18 protein-coding genes are annotated in these 19,180 nt (G+C 61.4%); 3 read left to right on the top strand and 15 right to left on the bottom strand.

The features are described from left to right. Positions 1–325 precede the first annotated feature (325 nt). Entirely contained in the window at positions 326–1,546 is a 1,221-nt protein-coding gene (locus GGD46_RS26360) for an acyltransferase family protein (RefSeq protein ID WP_184709594.1), read from the top strand. Between the two features lie 42 nt (positions 1,547–1,588). Here GGD46_RS26360 and GGD46_RS26355 read toward each other — a convergent pair whose 3' ends face one another. From GGD46_RS26355 to recR, 13 genes are all read right to left on the bottom strand, one after another. Further along, the gene (locus GGD46_RS26355) at positions 1,589–2,605 is read right to left on the bottom strand and encodes a class I SAM-dependent methyltransferase (RefSeq protein ID WP_184709700.1); all 1,017 of its coding nucleotides are present in this window, start codon (positions 2,603–2,605) and stop codon (positions 1,589–1,591) included. Positions 2,606–2,820: 215 nt separating this feature from the next. Then, positions 2,821–4,959: a polyribonucleotide nucleotidyltransferase gene (pnp, locus tag GGD46_RS26350; protein WP_184709592.1), complete on the bottom strand. Its 2,139-nt coding sequence runs from the start codon at positions 4,957–4,959 to the stop codon at positions 2,821–2,823. 325 nt (positions 4,960–5,284) lie between these two features. Continuing rightward, complete coding sequence (gene rpsO, locus GGD46_RS26345; RefSeq protein WP_004127740.1) at positions 5,285–5,554, bottom strand: 30S ribosomal protein S15; 270 nt, start codon at positions 5,552–5,554, stop codon at positions 5,285–5,287. A gap of 164 nt (positions 5,555–5,718) precedes the next feature. Next, entirely contained in the window at positions 5,719–6,570 is an 852-nt protein-coding gene (locus tag GGD46_RS26340; RefSeq protein WP_184709590.1) for an alpha/beta fold hydrolase, read from the bottom strand. Between the two features lie 94 nt (positions 6,571–6,664). Then, complete coding sequence (truB, locus tag GGD46_RS26335) at positions 6,665–7,597, bottom strand: tRNA pseudouridine(55) synthase TruB (RefSeq protein WP_184709588.1); 933 nt, start codon at positions 7,595–7,597, stop codon at positions 6,665–6,667. A gap of 12 nt (positions 7,598–7,609) precedes the next feature. After that, positions 7,610–8,017 carry a 30S ribosome-binding factor RbfA gene (gene rbfA / locus GGD46_RS26330; protein ID WP_184709586.1) on the bottom strand — a complete coding sequence of 136 codons (408 nt, stop codon included), beginning with the start codon at positions 8,015–8,017 and terminating at the stop codon, positions 7,610–7,612. Between the two features lie 68 nt (positions 8,018–8,085). Beyond that, entirely contained in the window at positions 8,086–8,694 is a 609-nt protein-coding gene (locus GGD46_RS26325) for a hypothetical protein (RefSeq protein WP_184709584.1), read from the bottom strand. 89 nt (positions 8,695–8,783) lie between these two features. Continuing rightward, positions 8,784–11,531: a translation initiation factor IF-2 gene (gene infB / locus GGD46_RS26320; RefSeq protein ID WP_184709582.1), complete on the bottom strand. Its 2,748-nt coding sequence runs from the start codon at positions 11,529–11,531 to the stop codon at positions 8,784–8,786. 101 nt (positions 11,532–11,632) lie between these two features. After that, the gene (locus GGD46_RS26315) at positions 11,633–12,325 is read right to left on the bottom strand and encodes an RNA-binding protein (protein ID WP_184709580.1); all 693 of its coding nucleotides are present in this window, start codon (positions 12,323–12,325) and stop codon (positions 11,633–11,635) included. After that, positions 12,322–13,926: a transcription termination factor NusA gene (nusA, locus tag GGD46_RS26310; RefSeq protein WP_184709578.1), complete on the bottom strand. Its 1,605-nt coding sequence runs from the start codon at positions 13,924–13,926 to the stop codon at positions 12,322–12,324. The genes GGD46_RS26315 and nusA overlap by 4 nt, the downstream gene beginning before the upstream one ends. A gap of 59 nt (positions 13,927–13,985) precedes the next feature. After that, entirely contained in the window at positions 13,986–14,594 is a 609-nt protein-coding gene (gene rimP / locus GGD46_RS26305; RefSeq protein ID WP_184709576.1) for a ribosome maturation factor RimP, read from the bottom strand. A gap of 159 nt (positions 14,595–14,753) precedes the next feature. Then, the gene (locus GGD46_RS26300; protein ID WP_246806484.1) at positions 14,754–16,001 is read right to left on the bottom strand and encodes a lytic murein transglycosylase; all 1,248 of its coding nucleotides are present in this window, start codon (positions 15,999–16,001) and stop codon (positions 14,754–14,756) included. 47 nt (positions 16,002–16,048) lie between these two features. Then, positions 16,049–16,654, bottom strand: coding sequence for a recombination mediator RecR (recR, locus tag GGD46_RS26295; RefSeq protein WP_184709572.1), 606 nt, complete (start codon positions 16,652–16,654; stop codon positions 16,049–16,051). Between the two features lie 57 nt (positions 16,655–16,711). On the opposite strand from recR, the gene GGD46_RS26290 reads away from it, so the two are divergent. Then, complete coding sequence (locus tag GGD46_RS26290) at positions 16,712–17,332, top strand: MOSC domain-containing protein (RefSeq protein WP_184709570.1); 621 nt, start codon at positions 16,712–16,714, stop codon at positions 17,330–17,332. Between the two features lie 2 nt (positions 17,333–17,334). Here GGD46_RS26290 and GGD46_RS26285 read toward each other — a convergent pair whose 3' ends face one another. Then, positions 17,335–17,946 carry a LysE family translocator gene (locus tag GGD46_RS26285; RefSeq protein ID WP_184709568.1) on the bottom strand — a complete coding sequence of 204 codons (612 nt, stop codon included), beginning with the start codon at positions 17,944–17,946 and terminating at the stop codon, positions 17,335–17,337. A gap of 95 nt (positions 17,947–18,041) precedes the next feature. Further along, positions 18,042–18,578 (bottom strand): alpha/beta hydrolase, encoded by a 537-nt coding sequence (locus GGD46_RS26280; protein WP_184709566.1) that lies wholly within the window; start codon positions 18,576–18,578, stop codon positions 18,042–18,044. A gap of 113 nt (positions 18,579–18,691) precedes the next feature. Between GGD46_RS26280 and GGD46_RS26275 the strand changes: the two genes are divergently transcribed. Further along, positions 18,692–19,168: an Lrp/AsnC family transcriptional regulator gene (locus GGD46_RS26275; RefSeq protein WP_184709562.1), complete on the top strand. Its 477-nt coding sequence runs from the start codon at positions 18,692–18,694 to the stop codon at positions 19,166–19,168. Positions 19,169–19,180 lie beyond the last annotated feature (12 nt).

The following is a 19,180-nucleotide window of genomic DNA, read 5'->3' as shown; positions in this document are numbered from 1 at the left end:
CTCTTGTGACGACAGCGGCATGAACGCCTCTGCCGAGACACGAACCTCCCTTCGAATAGAGGCGAATCTATGGGTGGTTCACGCAAGGGTGGAGTACCACTGGTTGCCCTGTCCTCGGCGCTTTGGAACATAAGCGGCCGGGCGGGGGCGCCGAATTGGGCGCGTTAACGGGTATTCGATAAGATTTTACGAAAATTTTAGGTTAATTCTATCTTGCCGGGGATGGCCCGTTACGGCCGGCCAGAATTCCGATACAAGGCACGCATTCAACAGTATCTCCTGCATGTCGATCGGCATTCATTGACCATTTACGGGAACCCCAGCCGTGAACACCATAACTGTTGCCAGCTCCAAGCCACTCGATCCATTGGACGAGACGACATCGCTCGAAACCGCTGCCACCAGGAGGGCATTGGGGCCGGATCTGTTGCGGGCGCTTGCCATTCTGCTTGTGATGCTCGTGCATCTGCCCGTCGAAGCGACGCCGCTGCTTTTGGCGGAAATCAGGCCCTATGGCTGGATCGGCGTCGACATCTTCTTCGTGCTCAGCGGTTATCTCATCGGAAGCCAGTTGATGGCGGAGGTCACGCGCCGCAACGCCGTCGACTTCAAGACTTTCTATCTGCGCCGGGCGTTCCGCATTTTGCCAGCCTTTCTGCTTGTGCTCGCCTCCTACACATTCATCCCGTCGCTGCGGGATGCACCGACGATGCAGTCGGCCTGGCGGTTTCTGACCTTCACTGTCAATTTCGGGCTCGACCCGCGCCTTGGCGGCACTTTCACAGAAGCTTGGTCGCTAAGTGTCGAGGAGCATTTCTATCTCCTCCTGCCGCTGCTCGTCGTTCTGCTGAAACGTCGCGCCACCGTGGTCTTTGTGGCCCTTCTGGTCGCGGCCATCGTGATTGCCGGCATGGGTCTAAGGTTCGCGCTATGGCAGAACCAGGTTGGCCCGGCTGCTGAAATACAGACCTACAGGGAGGCGTTCGCCGTCTATCTGAGAGATGTCTACTACCCGACCTACAATCGGCTTGATGGGCTGACCTTCGGTGTCGCGCTGGCGGCGATCCGGCTCTTCAGGCCGCTGCTGTGGGAACGCTATCTGCCGCCCTTCATCGCGCTTGGCATCGGCGGCATGGCCGTGACGGCGGCGCTCGTGATCTTTTCGATCCGAGGGCCTTTTGCAGAAACCAACTTGCCGCTGGTGTTTCAGCCCCTTGCGGGCGCGGTCGTCGGCTTTCCGCTGTTCTCGGCGGGCGTGGCTCTCATCCTCGGTGCATTGCTGGACCTGCAGCCCAGGATCGGACGCTGGCACCTGCCGGCGATATCCGGCATCGCGACGCTTTCCTACAGCCTCTATCTCACCCACAAGGGTGTCTACCATCTCGACCAGATGGTCTTCGGCAGGGACAATCTTCAGGGGCTTTCCGGCTTCATCATCTATCTCGCCACCTGCTTCCTCGTGGCGGCGACGCTCTGGTTCCTCGTGGAAAGAAACTTCCTGACCTTGCGGGATCACCTGATGTCCCGCTCAAACCGAACAAATTAGATCCGGAAATTGAAAAAGGCGGCCGGTTGGCCGCCTCGTGGCTTATTTCTTTGCCCAGAGCACCTTGAAGCGGGCGTTGCGGCAGGTCTCGCCAAACTCCTTGAAGTTTTCCGCCAGCACCGGCTCGTAGGGCAGGCCGCGATTGGCGACCAGCATCAGGCGGCCGCCGCCGCGCAGGGCCGAAGCCGCCGTCTTGATCATCGCCTGGCCGAGCGAAGGCTCGGCGGCATGGCCTTCGTGGAAGGGCGGGTTCATGATGATCAGGTCATACTTGTCCTTGACCGGCTCGCTCGCCAGATCGGTCCAGAAGAAGCGCTGGGCGACCTTCGGGCAGTTTGCCAGCAGATTGGCGCGGGCAGCCTCCAGCGCGCCGTAATGGGCCTCGTAGAGGTCGATACGCGCGATCCTTGGCGACTTTGTCGCAAGCTCGACGGAAAGGTAGCCCCAGCCGGCGCCGAAGTCGGCTGCGTCGCCGGTAAAGTCGGTCGGCAGGCGTGAGGCGAGCAGCTCCGAACCGGCATCGATCCGGTCGTGTGAGAACATGCCGGCCGTGGTCGTGAAGCGCTCATCGACGCGGGTTGCCGGCTTTACCAGCTGCGCGGTCAGAGCCTTTACGTCGGCGGGGCGTGCGAACCACAGGGCGACGCCGTGATACTTCGGCATATGCTCGACCGCGAGGCCGAAGCCTTCGAGGCGCTTGCGCAGCGGCTGAATGCCATCTTCCTTGCCGCCGGCAATGACGATAAGGCCACCCTCTTTCACGCGCGACAGTGTTTCCGCAATATAGCTCTCGTTTTCACCCTTGTGCTTGCCGCACAGCACCAGTGCGCCGTCATAGCCTTCGCCTTCGATCTCCGGCGTCACATTGATCCGCTGTGCCTGCAGCTGGCGATAAAAGGGACGGAAGCCCTGGACGGCGGAAAGCTCGGCGGCAAAGTCGCCTGGCAGCGAAAAGCCGGCCTCAGCGCCAAGAAACAGGATCCGCTCGCCTTCTCCGGGCGCGTCGACAGTACCGGAGGCAAAGGGGTGAAACAGGGTCTTCAGGGCATCGCGGCTCATGGGCGTGGTCTCGTCGTGAAAGGTGGATTTGGATCGTCGGATATCCGTGGCCTTATCGTATTTCATGCTTGCCCTTCACCCTAGCTCTCTCCTCTCTTTAACAGGGCTAGGGTGAGGGGCCGGGCACGCAGTTTCAGCGAAGGCAGCCGACGGCATTCAATATAAAAAGGGCGCGGAAAAGATCCCGCGCCCCGGAACTTGGATGAAGGCGCAGCTTACTCGGCTGCGTCGTCCTTCTTCTTGTCGGCGGCGATTTCCTGGCCGGTGGCCTGGTCGACGACCTTCATGGACAGGCGAACCTTGCCGCGTTCGTCGAAGCCGAGCAGCTTGACCCAAACCTTGTCGCCTTCCTTGACGACGTCCTGCGTCTTGGCAACGCGCTCGGAAGCGAGCTGCGAGATGTGGACGAGGCCGTCACGGGCACCGAAGAAGTTGACGAAGGCGCCGAAGTCGGCGGTCTTGACAACCGTACCTTCGTAGATCTGGCCGACTTCCGGCTCGGCGACGATCGAGTGGATCCACTTGCGGGCCGCTTCGATTTCCTTGCCGGAGGAGGAGGCGATCTTGACGGTGCCGTCGTCCTCGATGTTGATCTTCGCGCCGGTCTTTTCGACGATTTCGCGGATGACCTTGCCGCCGGAGCCGATGACTTCGCGGATCTTGTCGACCGGGATGTTCATCACTTCGATGCGCGGAGCGAATTCGCCGAGCTGGCCGCGGCTCTCGGAGATGGCCTTGGCCATTTCGCCGAGAATGTGCAGACGGCCACCCTTCGCCTGGTTCAGAGCGACATTCATGATCTCTTCGGTGATACCTTCGATCTTGATGTCCATCTGCAGGGCGGTGATACCGGCTTCGGTACCGGCAACCTTGAAGTCCATGTCGCCGAGGTGGTCTTCGTCACCCAGGATGTCGGAGAGAACGGCGAAGCGCTCTTCTTCCTTGATCAGGCCCATGGCGATACCAGCAACCGGCTTTGCCAGCGGAACGCCGGCATCCATCAGCGCCAGCGAGGTGCCGCAGACGGTCGCCATCGAGGAGGAGCCGTTGGACTCGGTGATTTCCGAAACGACGCGCAGCGTGTAGGGGAACTGTTCCGCCGTCGGCAGCATCGGGTGGACAGCGCGCCATGCGAGCTTGCCATGGCCGATTTCGCGGCGACCCGGAGAACCCATGCGGCCGGTTTCGCCGACCGAGTAGGGCGGGAAGTTGTAGTGCAGCATGAAGTTTTCTTTGTACATGCCGGTCAGGCTGTCGACGAACTGCTCGTCTTCGCCGGTGCCGAGCGTGGCAACGACGATCGCCTGCGTTTCACCGCGGGTGAAGAGAGCCGAACCGTGCGTGCGCGGCAGGAGGCCGACTTCGGAAACGATCGGGCGAACGGTCGACAGGTCGCGGCCGTCGATGCGGCTCGATGTGTCGAGGATGTTCCAGCGGACGATCTTGGCCTGTAGGTGCTTGAAGATGGCGCCGACTTCTTCAGCCGTGTACTTGGCTTCGCCTTCGGCCGGCAGGAAGTGCGCCTTCACCTTGGCCTTGACGGCGTCGACGGCTGCGTAGCGATCGGCCTTCTGGGTGATCTTGTAGGCGTCGCGCAGGTCGGCTTCGGCGAGGCCGAGCATTTCCTTCTCGAGCTCGGAATAGTCTTCCGGCTGGAAGTCGCGGGGCTCCTTGGCAGCTACTTCGGCGAGCTTGATGATCGCATCGATAACCGGCTGGAAGCCGCGGTGACCGAACATGACGGCGCCGAGCATGACGTCTTCAGCCAGTTCCTTGGCTTCGGATTCGACCATGAGAACGGCTTCCTGCGTGCCGGCGACGACGAGGTCGAGGCTCGACTCGTCCATTTCGTCGAGATGCGGGTTGAGCACGTATTCGCCGTTGATGTAGCCGACGCGGGCGCCGCCGATCGGGCCCATGAACGGAACGCCCGAGAGCGTCAGGGCAGCCGAGGTCGCGACCATCGACAGGATGTCCGGATTGTTTTCCAGGTCATGCTGGATAACGGTTACGACGACCTGCGTGTCGTTCTTGTAACCTTCCGGGAAGAGCGGGCGGATCGGGCGGTCGATCAGGCGGGAAACGAGCGTTTCGTTTTCGCTCGGACGGCCCTCGCGCTTGAAGTAGCCGCCGGGGATCTTGCCGGCTGCGTAGGTCTTTTCCTGGTAGTTGACGGTGAGCGGGAAGAAGTCCTGGCCCGGCTTCGGAGCCTTGGCGGAAACGACGGTCGCAAGCACCACGGTCTCGCCGTAGGTGGCAACGACGGCGCCGTCAGCCTGGCGGGCGATCTTGCCGGTTTCGAGCTTCAGCGGGCGGCCTGCCCACTCGATTTCGACGGTATGGGTATCGAACATATCTTGTCCTTACATTGTGCGGGAAAAGGCGCCATCGCCGACGATTTCGGCAAGGCACGTCTTCAACCACACGAAATGTGACGCATCACGGGCAAGACAACGAGAGGCTTTCGAAAATCGGCCGAAGCACGAAGCTTCGGCTGAAAGCATCCGGCAATCCTGCCCCATGACAGGTCAACGGTTGTTGTTGGCAGCGCCGGCCCATCCGGGCTGCCGGCAGCTTCGCATCGCGCAGACACAAGGCGCGAGGGAAACTGGTCTCAAGGGCTCATACCCTTCATAAGCGTCCGGCGGACGTTCAGGTGAACGCCCGCCGGAAATTCCGTTAGCGACGGATACCGAGGCTGGTGATCAGCTTGGTATAACGGCCTTCGTCCTTCTTCTTGAGGTAGTCAAGAAGCGAGCGCCGGCTGGAAACCATCGTCAGGAGACCACGACGGGAATGGTTGTCCTTCTTGTGGTCCTTGAAGTGGTCCGTGAGGTTGTTGATGCGCTCGGTCAGGATCGCAACCTGTACTTCCGGAGAACCGGTGTCGCCTTCAGCGGTCGCGTATTCCTTGATCAGCGCAGCCTTGCGCTCAGCAGTGATCGACATCGGATAGTCCTTTCTATGAGAGGAAATTAAAGTCGCCAAACGCCGGGATGTCGTCCAGCATTGGCCGCGAATGCAATCAGGCATGCCCGATGCTGGCGCTGCCTATAAACCAAATGAGCGCCAATGGAAAGAGGGTTCTCCCCGAGGCGGTTTCCCAGCCGATTTCAGCGTCCCGCCATGGCGTCCCGAACCATGGCGTCATACCCTTCCGGATCCTGCAGCATGGCGAAATGGCTGGCATCCTTCAGAATGACGAGCTTGGCGCCTGGGATCTCCTTGGCCATCATCTGGGTATGGTCGAGCTTCACCGCCTCGTCATGGTCGCCGATGGCAAGTGTTACCGGCACGGCGATCTTTCCGAGGTCGGCTGCGGTCCATGCCGGTTGGCTCGCCCACATCTGCGAGATCTGGTTGACGAAGGCATCGTATTCGTTCGGCGTCGGCGAAAGCTTCCTGTAATAGTCGCCGGCGACGTTGATGTAGTCGTTGAACGTCTTGTTGTTCATGACGTCGGGCTTCACGCCGTCGGTCGTGACATTGGCGGCTTGAGCGACGACGCGCGTCAGCTTTTCGGGATGTTTCATCGCCATGTCGATGCCGATGATGCCGCCATCGGACCATCCGACGAGCGTCACCTTGCCGATCTTCAGATAGTCGAGCAGAGCAACATAGTCCGAGGTCATCAGATCGTAGCCGAAAGGCTGCTGGCTGCGCGTCGAGCGGCCGTGACCGCGGCTATCGGCAACGATGACCAGGTGATCCCTGGCGAAGTCGGCCACCTGGCGGCCCCAGATGTCGGCATTCCCAAGTCCGCCATGAATGAAGAGGATCGGATCGCCTTCGCCATATTCGGCGTAATACATCTTGATGTCGTTGACATCGGCCATGCCGCTCGTTTTCGGCTGCGGCATTGGCGGAAATGGCGGCAGCCCGGCCCATCGCTCGGCGGATTGGGCGCTCGTAATTGCCAAAAACAGGGAAAGGAATGCCAGTATTCCGAATGCAACTCTGCGCATGTTTGCCCCCTTTGAACGGGCCATGATGGCCCGTCGGGGAGCATATCGCATCGCCGTTGCCCGGCAATAGTCAGTCATTCCGGCCGACTGAGAGTCAGACGAAGACGCGCTTGGGGCGGAATTCGCCCTGGCCGATCTCGCCGATGGCGATCAGCTTGCCGCGTGCCGTGGCATAGGCCTCGGTTTCGGCGACCGGCGCATCGCGGCCGCGCACGAGAATGGGATTGCCCATCTTCAGGCGGTGCGCCTGGTCGTCGTTGATGACGAGATGCGGCAGTGACGACAAGGCTTCCGCCGTATCGATCAGCAGCGCATCGAGCGCGGCGAGCCGCTCATTGGCATCCTCGATCTCTTCCAGCGCGACCAGATCGGCAAGCGGCACCATCGTCTCTTCGGCGAAGGGTGCGACGAAGCTGCGGCGCAGGCCGGAAATATAGCCGCGGCAGCCGAGGTCGCGACCGAAATCGCGGGCAAGTGCGCGCACATAGGTGCCCTTGCCGCATTCCACTTCGAAATGCGCCGTGTTGGCATCCGGGCAAGCCAGCAGCGTCAGACGGAAGATCTCGACTTCGCGCGAGGGGATCTCGACCGTCTCGCCTTCGCGGGCCAGGTCATAGGCACGCTCGCCGGCGATCTTGATCGCGGAAAACTGCGGCGGAACCTGCTGGATGACGCCGGTATATTTCGGCAGCAGCGCACGGATGTCCTCTTCGCTCGGACGGGCGTCCGAGGTGGCTGTCACTTCGCCTTCGAGGTCGTCGGAAGCGCGCTCTTCACCCCAGGTCGCGGTGAATTCATAGATCTTGCGGCCGTCCATGACGTAGGGAACCGTTTTGGTGGCATCGCCGAGCGCGATCGGTAGCATGCCGGAGGCGAGCGGATCGAGCGTGCCGGCATGGCCGGCCTTCTGGGCCTTGAACAGCCACTTGATCTTGGAAACGGCTTCGGTCGAGCCGAAATCGACCGGCTTGTCGAGGATGAGCCAGCCCGAAATCGGGCGGCCCTTGGGCTTGCGTGGCTTGGACATTCTCTGTCTCTGTTATTGATCTTGGTCGTTGTCGTCTTCGAGGTCGCGGCTGACCTCGGGCGAGCGCAGCAATGCGTCGATCTTCTGGTAGTTGTCGAAGCTCGTATCGTCGCGGAAGCGCACTTCCGGCATGTACTTCATCTGCCGGAGCTGCGGACCGAGGCGGCCGCGGATGTATTTGGCATGGCGGTTCAGCGCCTCGATCACAGCGGCGTGGTCGGCAACGCCGAGCGGTGTCACGAAGGCGGTGGCGATCTTCAGATCCGGCGACATGCGCACCTCGGAAATGGAAATCACGGTGCGCTCGATCAGGTCGTCGCGCACTTCGCCACGCTGCAGAACCTGCGTGATCGCTGAGCGCACCTGCTCGCCGACGCGAAGCATGCGCTGCGAAGGCGCGGAAGAAGTTGGTCTGGTCATGGTTGTTCCGTTAGCAGCGTCCCTTGGACGCGATAAAGGGGGTCAAATGACTCGATCCGGCGCAAAGGTCAAGGCTGGACAGGGTTTGCGGCCCGCCAGAAGCCGAGAATCCTTGCGAATGCGGCATCCTGTGCCTTCTGATCGGAAAAAGCCGAGGCCGGAATATAGGTGAAGAAAGATTCGAGATCGAACTCGATCCGCCCTTCGACGCGGCTGATATTGATGATTTCGCTCCAGCCGAGCCAGATCTTGGTATCCGTCGACGCCCAGGACGCACCCTGCGCATTGGCCGTTACGGTGATCGTGACACCAGGTCGAATGCGTGAACGCATTAGTGCCCGCCGTCGCCGCATCGCCCATCGGGCGTAAACCAGAATGAGCGCATAGATCATCAGCGAAGGCACAAGCCATATGATGGCAATGTCGGCTTCGTGGATGGAAGGCGATAGTCCGAAAACGGGGACATAGACATAGCGTCTTAGCAGATAGAAAAGAACCGGCAGGCCCGCGCCAACGGCAATCGCCGATATGAAGAACCATCCCACCTCGTTCTGGGCTTTCTGCGGGCTGCGGCGCGCTATGCGTCGGCCTGCTCGCAACATCACCGCGACATGCTCGTCGGGTTGGCGCAGGAAGGAAACGGTGACTGAATCGTGGTCTTCAGACCCCTTGGTCATGGCGTCGGTTCATCCTCGCTCGGTCGGATCCAATAAAAAACCGCCGGTCGTGGCCGGCGGTTTTGATATCGTGCAAATCTAAGGATTGCTTACAGCGTGCGGGTGATGTGCTCGACGCGGAAGCACTCGATCGTATCGCCGACGCGGATGTCTTCGTAGTTCTCGAAGGCCATACCGCATTCCTGACCCATGTTGACTTCCGAGACTTCGTCCTTGAAGCGCTTGAGGGTCTTGAGCTTGCCTTCGTGGATGACGACGTTGTCGCGCACCAGGCGGACGCCGACGCCACGCTCGACCTTGCCTTCGGTGACGCGGCAACCTGCGACCTTGCCGACCTTCGTGATGTTGAACACCTCGAGGATCTCGGCATTGCCGAGGAAGGTTTCGCGACGCTCCGGAGACAGAAGGCCCGACATCGCTGCCTTCACGTCATCCACCAGATCGTAGATGATGTTGTAGTAGCGGATTTCGATGCCTTCGCGCTCTGCGAACTGGCGTGCCTGGGCATTGGCGCGAACGTTGAAGCCGATGATGGCCGCGTTCGACGCTTCTGCCAGCGAAATATCCGACTCGGTGATGCCGCCGGCGCCCGAATGGACGATGCGGGCACGGACTTCGTCGGTGCCGAGCTTGTCGAGCGCTCCGGCAATGGCTTCGATCGAGCCCTGCACGTCGCCCTTGATAACAAGCGGGAATTCCTTCACGCCGACGGTCTGCAGCTGTGTCATCATCTGTTCGAGCGAACCGCGCTGACCGGACTGGCGGGCAGCCGCCTTGTCGCGAGCCAGGCGCTGACGATATTCGGAAATCTCGCGAGCACGGCTTTCGTTTTCGACGACGGCGAACTTGTCGCCCGCAGCCGGCGTGCCCGAAAGGCCGAGAACCTCGACCGGCGTGGCCGGACCGGCTTCCTTCACATGCTCGCCCTTGTCGTTGATCAAGGCGCGCACACGGCCCCACTGATCGCCGGCAACGACGATCTGGCCCGGACGCAGCGTGCCCTTCTGAACGAGAACGGTGGCGACGGAGCCACGACCGCGATCGAGCTGAGCTTCGATGACGGTGCCTTCGGCCGTACGGTTCGGATTGGCCTTGAGATCAAGGATTTCCGACTGCAGCAGGATGGCTTCGAGCAGCTTGTCGAGGTTGGTGCGGTTCTTCGCGGACACTTCCACGTCGAGCACTTCACCGCCCATGGATTCGACGAAGACTTCGTGCTGCAGCAGTTCCGTGCGGACCTTCTGCGGGTTGGCTTCGTGCTTGTCGATCTTGTTGATCGCCACGATGATCGGAACACCCGCCGCCTTGGCGTGGTTGATCGATTCAATCGTCTGCGGCATCACGCTGTCATCGGCTGCAACGACCAGGATCGCGATGTCGGTCGCCTGGGCGCCGCGGGCACGCATTGCCGTGAAGGCGGCGTGGCCGGGGGTGTCGATGAAGGTGATCTTCTGACCGTTCTGCTCGACCTGATAGGCACCGATATGCTGGGTGATGCCACCGGCTTCGCCGGCCACCACGTTCGCATGGCGGATGGCGTCGAGCAGCGAGGTCTTGCCGTGGTCGACGTGACCCATGATGGTGACGACGGGCGGACGGGAAACCAGTTCGCCTTCCTCGTCGGCAACGTTGAAGATGCCCTGTTCGACGTCGGATTCCGAAACGCGCTTGACCGTGTGGCCGAATTCGCCGGCGATGAGTTCGGCCAGATCGGCGTCGATCACGTCGCCCGGCTTCATCATCTGACCTTCCTTCATCAGGTACTTGATAACGTCGACGGCGCGTTCGGACATGCGCTGCGACAGTTCCTGAATGGTGATGGTCTCAGGCAGGATGACTTCACGCGAAATCTTTTCGCGCGTTTCCTGCATCTGGCTGCGGCGGAACTTCTCCTGCCGGCGGCGCATGGCCGAAAGCGAGCGACCACGCGCATTGCCGTCTTCGTCGACATTCGCCGTGGTGACCGTCAGCTTGCCGCGACGGCGTTCATCCTCGGTCTTCGGACGCGTGGTAACGGGCTTTGCCGGTTCCGGACGCACGACCTTGCCGCGTGCCGGAGCGCCGCGTGGCGGCCCACGATTTTCGTCCTCGTCGCTGCCCGGGCGACGGCGATTGGCCGGCGCTTCCGATGCGGGTGCGCCGGGGCGGGCAGGCTGCGGAGCAGAGGCATCCGGGCGTCGGGCGACGACGGGTGCTGCTGCGGGCTGTGCAGCCGGCTTCGGGGCTTCGACCTTGGCTTCGCTCACCGGAGCAGCGGCGGCTTCCGCCTTCGCTTCCACAGCGCGGGCAGCCTCTTCGGCGGCGCGGCGTGCTGCTTCGGCCTGCTCGGCGATGCGGCGTGCTTCTTCTTCCTGGCGGCGGCGTGCCTCTTCTTCGGCCCGACGGATGGCATCCGCGGCGTCGCGGGCCTGGGCGTCGGCAAGTGCGCGGCGGCGGGCATCCATCTCATCGGCGGACAGATGGTTCAGAACCACCGGACGCGACGAGCGTTCCTGCTGCGGGCGCTGCTGATAGCCCTGGTTGGACTGTCCCGGCCGCTGCTGCTGGCCACCGGGCTGATGAATGCGCGGGGCCGGCTGCGGCGGGCGCGGCGGCTGCGGCGTCGGTTCAGCGACGCGGGTCACCGATGGTGCCGATGCAGGCGCCGTCGAAGCAGTGATCGGCTTTTCGTCTTCCGGGCGCAGTGGGCGGCGCTTGCGGGTTTCAACCACGACCGCCTTGGTGCGACCGCGGCCCATGTCCTGGCGCACGGTGCCCTGGTTTACGCCTGAAGGCTTCAGGGTGAGAGTCTTCTTACCTGAAACACTCAGCGTCTTGTCGTCTTGATTGTCGGTCATTCCGTTCCCGTTCCTTCGGACAGGGTACGGAATTCTCCGTCAGACCCTGTCGTTCAATGCATGTACCTTAATGAGGCGTCCGGCATAGGCCGGTGACCGCGTCATTGTTTTCGCCGGCCAGCGCCGCCCGTTGCCCGGGACTGACCGCCGTTGCGGTACCGTTCGAGCAGGTTTGCGCGCTTCACTACACCTTCACCCGCCTGCCCTGCAAGCGCTGCGGCATGGATAAAAGCATTCTGGCCCATCAGTTCTTCCATCTCCGCTTCCGTAAAGACACGGAAGGAAGGTATTTCCTTTTCGGTTTCCATACCGAGATGCCAGGCTTTGCGTGCCTGGTCGATCTTGCGGACGCCATCGTTGGCGGCGGCGATCGCGTGGAACACGGCAAGTGCCGAGCCGTTGCGTACCGCGCCGTCGACCTTCGCCGAACCCGTGACGAACCGGCCCGCCTTGCGCGCCATGTGCATCATCCCGGCCAGCTGCGCCACGAGAAGACGGTCGACGATGGCACCAAGATCGGCCGGTGCCGTCACTTCCGCCTTCAAGGCGCGTGAAAACAGTTTCTTTGCTACTGCCTTGTCCACGAGCGCCCGGTCGAGCTTGACCCAGCACCCGCGTCCCGGCAGTTGCCGCTTCAGATCGGGAACGACTGTCCCGTCCGGGGCGGCGACGAAGCGGATCAACTCGTCAGGCGATCCGCTTTCGCGTGTTACGATGCACATGCGGCCATTTGCGCCGTCACCGCCGAGATCATCGTCCTCGGGCGGAGCGTCAGGCCCCTCGGTGATCGTCATGCTTCTTGCTCGGTTTCGTCCTCCGCAGCCTCTTCGGCCTCAGCGGCGAGATCGGCTTCGGTAATCCAGCCGGCGAGCAGGCGAGCCTGCACGACCATCTGTTCTGCTTCGACGCGCGAGACTTCGAGCTTGGAGAACAAGCCTTCGTACTTCTTCGTCTCGCCGTTCTTGCGTTCGCTCCAGCCGACGAGGTCGTCGGCGGCGCAGCCGGCGAAGTCTTCGATTGTCTTGATGCCGTCTTCGCCAAGCGCGACCATCATCTGTGCGGTCATGCCGTTGATCTGACGAAGCTCGTCGGAAACGCCGAGTGCCTTGCGCTTCTCGTCCATCTCGGCTTCGAGCTTTTCGAGATATTCGCGGGCGCGGGTCTGGATTTCCTGCGCGGTGTCTTCGTCGAAACCGTCGATGGAAGCGATTTCATCGAGATCGACGTAAGCCAGTTCCTCGACCGCGGCAAAGCCTTCGGAAGCCAGAACCTGACCGACCATTTCGTCGACGTCGAGTGCGTCCATGAACAGGTTGGTGCGTTCGTTGAATTCCTTCTGACGGCGTTCCGATTCCTCGGCTTCCGTCATGATGTCGATGTCCCAGCCGGTGAGCTGCGACGCGAGACGGACGTTCTGACCGCGGCGGCCGATGGCCAGCGACAGCTGCTCGTCCGGAACCACGACTTCAATGCGCTCTGCGTCTTCATCGAGAACGACCTTGGCGACTTCGGCCGGCTGCAGCGCGTTGACGACGAAGTTCGCCGGCTCGTTGGACCAGGGAATGATGTCGATCTTTTCGCCCTGCAGTTCGCCGACAACGGCCTGAACGCGCGAACCGCGCATACCGACGCAGGCGCCGACCGGATCGATCGACGAGTCATTCGAGATGACGGCGATCTTGGCGCGCGAGCCCGGATCGCGGGCAACCGACTTCACCTGAATGATGCCGTCGTAGATTTCAGGCACTTCCATGGTGAAGAGCTTGACCATGAACTGCGGATGCGTGCGCGACAGGAAGATCTGCGGGCCGCGCTGTTCGCGACGGACGTCGTAGACATAGGCGCGGACGCGGTCGCCGTAGCGGAAGTTTTCGCGCGGGATCATCTCGTCGCGGCGGATGATGCCTTCACCGCGGCCGAGGTCGACGATGACGTTGCCGTATTCGACGCGCTTGACGGTGCCGTTGACGATTTCGCCGACGCGATCCTTGAATTCGTCGAACTGGCGGTCACGCTCGGCTTCGCGCACCTTCTGCACGATGACCTGCTTGGCCGACTGGGCAGCAATACGGCCGAAATCCATCGGCGGCAGCGGATCGGCGATGAAATCGCCAAGGGCTGCGTCCGGGTTGCGATCGCGTGCGAGTTCCAGTGGGATCTGCGTGGAATAGTCTTCGGCCTTCTCGACGACTTCGAGCAGGCGCTGCAGACGGATTTCGCCGGTCTTCGGATTGATGTCGGCGCGGATGTTCGACTCCGTGCCGTAACGCGAACGCGCGGCCTTCTGGATCGCGTCCGCCATTGCGGCAAGCACGATCTCGCGGTCGATGACCTTTTCGCGCGCCACTGCATCTGCGATCTGCAGAAGTTCTAGCCGGTTCGCACTGACTGCCATTTTTAGTCTCCGTCTTCCTGCCCTGGGGTTCCCGTCCCGTCAGGCGGTTCGTTGATCGGTTATTCCTGGTCTTCGTCCGCTTCGTTCTGGTTCGCTGCCTCGGCTTTCGCCAGCTTGTCGGCGCGCAGCGCGTCGCGGATGAGATCGTCCGTCAGGATCAGCTTGGCTTCGGCCAAGGTGCTGAACGGAATGGTTACCTTCGGCTCCTCGCCGCGGGTGGCTTCGTCACGCTCGATCGTAAAGCCATCGGCATCGACGGCAATGATCTTGCCGCGGAAGCGCTTGCGGTTCTCAACGAGGATCGACGTTTCGCATTTGACGAGATGGCCGATCCAGCGCTGGAAATCCGATTTGCGCACCATCGGGCGGTCGATACCGGGCGACGAAACTTCGAGATGATACGCCTTATCGATCGGATCTTCCACATCCAGAACCGGCGAAACGGCCGTGGAGACCGCTTCGCAATCCTCGACGGTCATGGTGCCGTCGTTGCGCTCGGTCATGATCTGCAGCGTCAGGCCGTTGAGGTTGAGGAGACGCACGCGCACCAGGCGGTAGCCCATGCCCACAAGGACGGGCTCGATGATGGCGGCGACACGCTGATCAAGGCCGGTTTCGACGATCAGCCTGGGTTCGTTGGTATTGTCTGCGTTTGTCACGTCCGACAAGCATTCACTCCTGCAATGTCTTTGCATTCGGAGATCGTGCTAATAAAAAAGAGCGGGTCCTTGCGGCCCACTCTTCATCACACGATCAAGAATTTGATGCCGATATAAGCCTCTTTCCGGCGAATTGCAAGGCATTCACGCCGAAAGCCGTTTCCGGGCCTATTTCAGCACGCCGAGCATCGAGCTGTCGGGATAGCAGGTGGGCTTCATGCTGTTCTTTTCCTGCCACTGGCCGATCGACCGTCTGGTCTTGTAGCCGGGCAGGCCGTCGGTGCCGCCGACATCATAGCCTTTGTGCTCCAGAGCCTTCTGCATACCGGCGACATCGGAGCGCAGCATCTTGCCGACATCGCCCCATTTTTCCTCGAAGGCACCGCTGCCGGAGGCGATGCGATCGGCGAGATTGCCGATGTAGATGCCGTAGAGGTCGGAGTTGTTGTATTCCTTGATGATGTAGAAGTTTGGCGTGACGATGAATTCGGGCCCGTCGCGGCCGGCCGGCACCAGCATCATGCCGCTTGCCTTCAATTCCTCGGGTGGAAACGCCTTGCCCGATACCCGCGCGATGCCGACCGAAGCCCATTGCGAGATCGGCTTGGCGAGGTCAGGTCCTTCCTGGGCGCAGGAGACATTCTGCGGGATTTTCACCTCATAACCCCAGCCTCGGCCGCGCTGCCAGCCCTTCTGAACCAGATAGTTGGCTATGGATGCCAGCGTATCCGGCACCGAGGTCCAGATGTTGCGATGGCCGTCACCATCGAAATCGACCGCATATTTCAGATAGTTGGTCGGCATGAACTGCGGCTGGCCAAGCGCGCCGGCCCATGAGCCCCGGAACTGATCGGGCGTGACGTCGCCATGCTCGAGGATGCGCAGCGCCGCAATAAGTTCGGTGCGGAACATGTCCTTGCGGGTCGACATGAAGGCCTTGGTCGCCAACACCTGAATGGCCGAATTCGGCAACTTGGCGACGCCGAAGCCGGTCTCACGGCCCCAGATGGCAAGCAGGATCGGTCCGGGGACGCCATAGGTCTTCTCGATCCGGCGCAGCACAGGCGCATATTGCGAGGCAAGGCCCCGCCCGGTTACGGCCAGTTTCTGTAGTCGTCCCTCATTGAAATAGGGGGCTGGCGAGGAGAATTCGGCCTGGGTCTGCTTCTGCTCCTTGGGCTTCGGGAAGCCCGGCGGCACCAGATCCGGCAGATCCCAGTTCAGCGTGATGCCTGCAAAGGCGGCCTGGAAGGTCTTCTCCGAAATTCCGGCCTTGCGCGCTTCCGGCCAGAGATCCTTCTGGATCCAGACCTGAAACTGCGCTTCGACATCGGCTTTGGAGGCGGCGAGTGCGGGCAGGGGGAGGAAGGCTAGGAGGAAAACGCAGAGCAAGGACAGAGAATATCTGATCTTCATCGCGATCTTTCCGGGTGCATCCCATCCACGCGTCATGCGCAATCCCTTCAAATCGCCGTTCTCGCCCGAAGCGCCGCCGTCAGCGTGCCTTCGTCAAGATAATCAAGCTCGCCCCCGACAGGCACGCCGTGAGCAAGCCGCGTGATCTTCACTTCGAGGCCCACCAGCTGGTCGGTTATATAGTGTGCTGTAGTTTGGCCTTCGACCGTGGCGTTGACGGCGATGATAATCTCGCGGACGCCACCTTCGCCGACGCGTGCTATCAGGCCGCGAATATTGAGATCGTCAGGCCCGACGCCGTCGAGCGGGGACAGCACGCCGCCGAGCACGTGATAGGCGGCGTTCATCGCGCCGGCGCGCTCCAGCGCCCAGAGGTCGGAGACATCCTCGACGACGATGATGACGGACTGGTCGCGCCGGTCGTCGGTGCAGACGGTGCAGGGGTCGACGGTATCGACATTGCCGCAGCGCGAGCAGATCTTCACCTTGTCATAGGCTTCGCCCATCGCGTGGGACAGTGGCCCGAGAAGCTGATCTTTCTTCTTGATCAGGTGCAGCGCTGCCCGCCGCGCCGAGCGCGGCCCAAGGCCCGGCACTTTCGCCAGAAGCTGGATGAGTTTTTCGATTTCGGGGCCGGTGACTCGCTTTGCCATGGGAGGCTTTTAGCTCATATGCTCACGGAACGGAATCACGGAAGGTGTGGTTGAACGATGAAAATTCGGGCCGTTTGCCTCGGTGCCCCCGAAACGCTGCCGGGCAGGAAAACCAAGACCGGTATCAACAAACATGCCGTCAACGGCGCCGTGATGATCGATGCGCAGGGTCTGCTTGGCGACGCCATCTGCAATCGCGAGCATCATGGCGGTCGCGACCAGGCCGTCTATGTCGAGGGTTCGCTGACGCTGGACTGGTGGGCAAAGGAGCTCGGTCAAGAGTTGGAGCCCGGCTTTTTCGGCGAAAACCTCATTGTCGAAGGGCTCGATAACTGCGCCGTCTCGGTCGGCGATAGATTCATAGCCGGCGATCTGGTTTTGGAAGTGACCTGTGCCCGCATTCCCTGCGCCACATTCGCGGCGAAGATGTCCGACCCCAAATTCGTGAAGCGCTATACGGAGGCAGGGCGTCCAGGCATCTATTGCCGTGTACTCGCGGGCGGTACGGTCAGCGCCGGCATGCCCGTCAAATATGTGCCCTATGCGGGCGCGCCGATCACGATGCCCGAAATGATGGTAACTTTCAGTAGGCGATTGTCTCCGGAGGATCGGGCGCGTTATCTCGCTGCACCGATCCACTACAAGCTGCGCGCCACGCTGGAAAGCGAGGCGCTTTAGTCTCAGCGCATGGCAATCGCCACGGCGGCACCGGCCATGGTGGCCGCGCTGGTGCGATTGGCGATGCGGACCGCGCGGCGGCTCTTGAGGAAGGTTCTCGCCTTCGCCGCAAGCATGGCCCAGGTAAGATCGATGATGACGAGCACCGCGAACATCGTTGCCACCAACTCAGCCCAGCCGGAAAGCGTGACGCCATGCAGATCGATGATCGAGGGCAGCAGCGCTACGTAGAACACCATGATTTTCGGGTTGCCCATGGTCACGGTGAAGCCGGCGAGGAAGAGACGTGTGGCCGATTGTTCGTCCGGCAACTCCTCTCCTGCCGTGTCGGAGGAGGCAAACCACATCTTCCAGGCAAGATAGAGCAGATAGGCAACGCCGAGCCATTTGATCACCACGAAGGCGACATGGAAGGTTTCGGCGATGGTCGCGAGGCCGGCGACGGCGAAAGTCAGCCAGATGGCTTCGCCGAGCCACATGCCGGAGAGGAAGGGCAGCACGTTGCGTGCGCCCTTCGTCAATACGCGCGCCACAAGAGCGGCGATGTTCGGTCCCGGCGATCCGGCGGCAATGAACAGGGCACCGGCAAAAACCAGCAGCGTCGACAGGCTCATGGCATTTCCTCCGAACGGACAAGCCAGACAATATCTGGAAGAAGAACGCCAGAGATAGCATTCCGGCGCACCTTTTCCAAACGTCAGCTTTGCTCCTACCGGAGCTCTGCGCGAAAACGTTCGAAGATCGCCTTGCCCTCAGGCCAATCCCCCAGACCCGATGCGCCATTGATATGGCCGCGCGGCCCGATATCGACGAAGGAGCTACCCCAGATTTCGGCGCTATCGCGCGCATAATCGAGAGAGCAGAACGGATCGTCGGTGCTTGCGACCAGCTGGGTTGGAAATGGCAGCCTTTGCCGCGGCGGATGGGCGAAGCTGCCGGCCTCGGCAAGGTAGATTTCACCCGTAGGTTCGGGGGGCGCTACCAGAAAGGCGCCAAGGATCGCGGCTTTCCTGATGGGCGCCCAATGGGCGATGAGCTGGCAGGCAAGGCTATGTGCGATCAGGATCGGCGGTGTCTGTGAGGCGGCGATTTCCCGTTCGAGCGCGCCAATCCAGTCGGTGAGCATCGGTCTGTCCCAGCTTGACGGCTGGAACCGACGAATGCTTGGATCCTGTCGTTCCCATAGTGTCTGCCAATGACTTTCGCCCGAGCCGCCAAGGCCCGGAAGCATGATGATATCGTTCATCGCTATCCTTTCTCCAAAATGCGTGACGGAGAAATGCTGACATGCCGGGATAGTGATTGACATTACAATCCATCGGATAAAGCTTTTACTAGCCGATGAATTGAAGGTGCAGTATGGATAGTATCGAAAGAGGCCTGGATCCGACCGATCTGTCGATCATCGAGATTCTTCAGGACGACGGGCGAATTTCGGTTTCGGAGCTTGGCCGCCGCGTCGGTCTTTCGCAGCCCGCGGCGTCGGAGCGGCTGAAGCGGCTGGAAGAGCGCGGCGTCATCGCCGGATATCGTGCGGTCATCGATCCCGCCGCCGTCGGGCTCGGCATGCTGGCGGTCATCCGGCTGCGCACGACGCATGAACATATCCGGCCTTGTCTGAAGCAGTTTTCGGAAATGCCCGAGATCATCGAGGTCCTCAGGCTGACGGGCGAGGATTGTTTCCTGCTCAAGGTTCTCGTGCCGACACCGGCCAACCTTGAAACCATCGTCGATTCAATCGCGCGCTACGGGGCGGTGACGACATCGCTGGTGCTGCGAAACGAGCCGGCAAAGGCGATCGGCCGCGAATTGATCCGCAAAACGATCGCCCGGTAACGGAGCCGAAAG

Source organism: Martinezella lusitana, from assembly GCF_014207095.1.
GTDB lineage: Bacteria > Pseudomonadota > Alphaproteobacteria > Rhizobiales > Rhizobiaceae > Rhizobium > Rhizobium lusitanum_B.
This window is presented reverse-complemented; position numbering and strand designations above follow the sequence as displayed.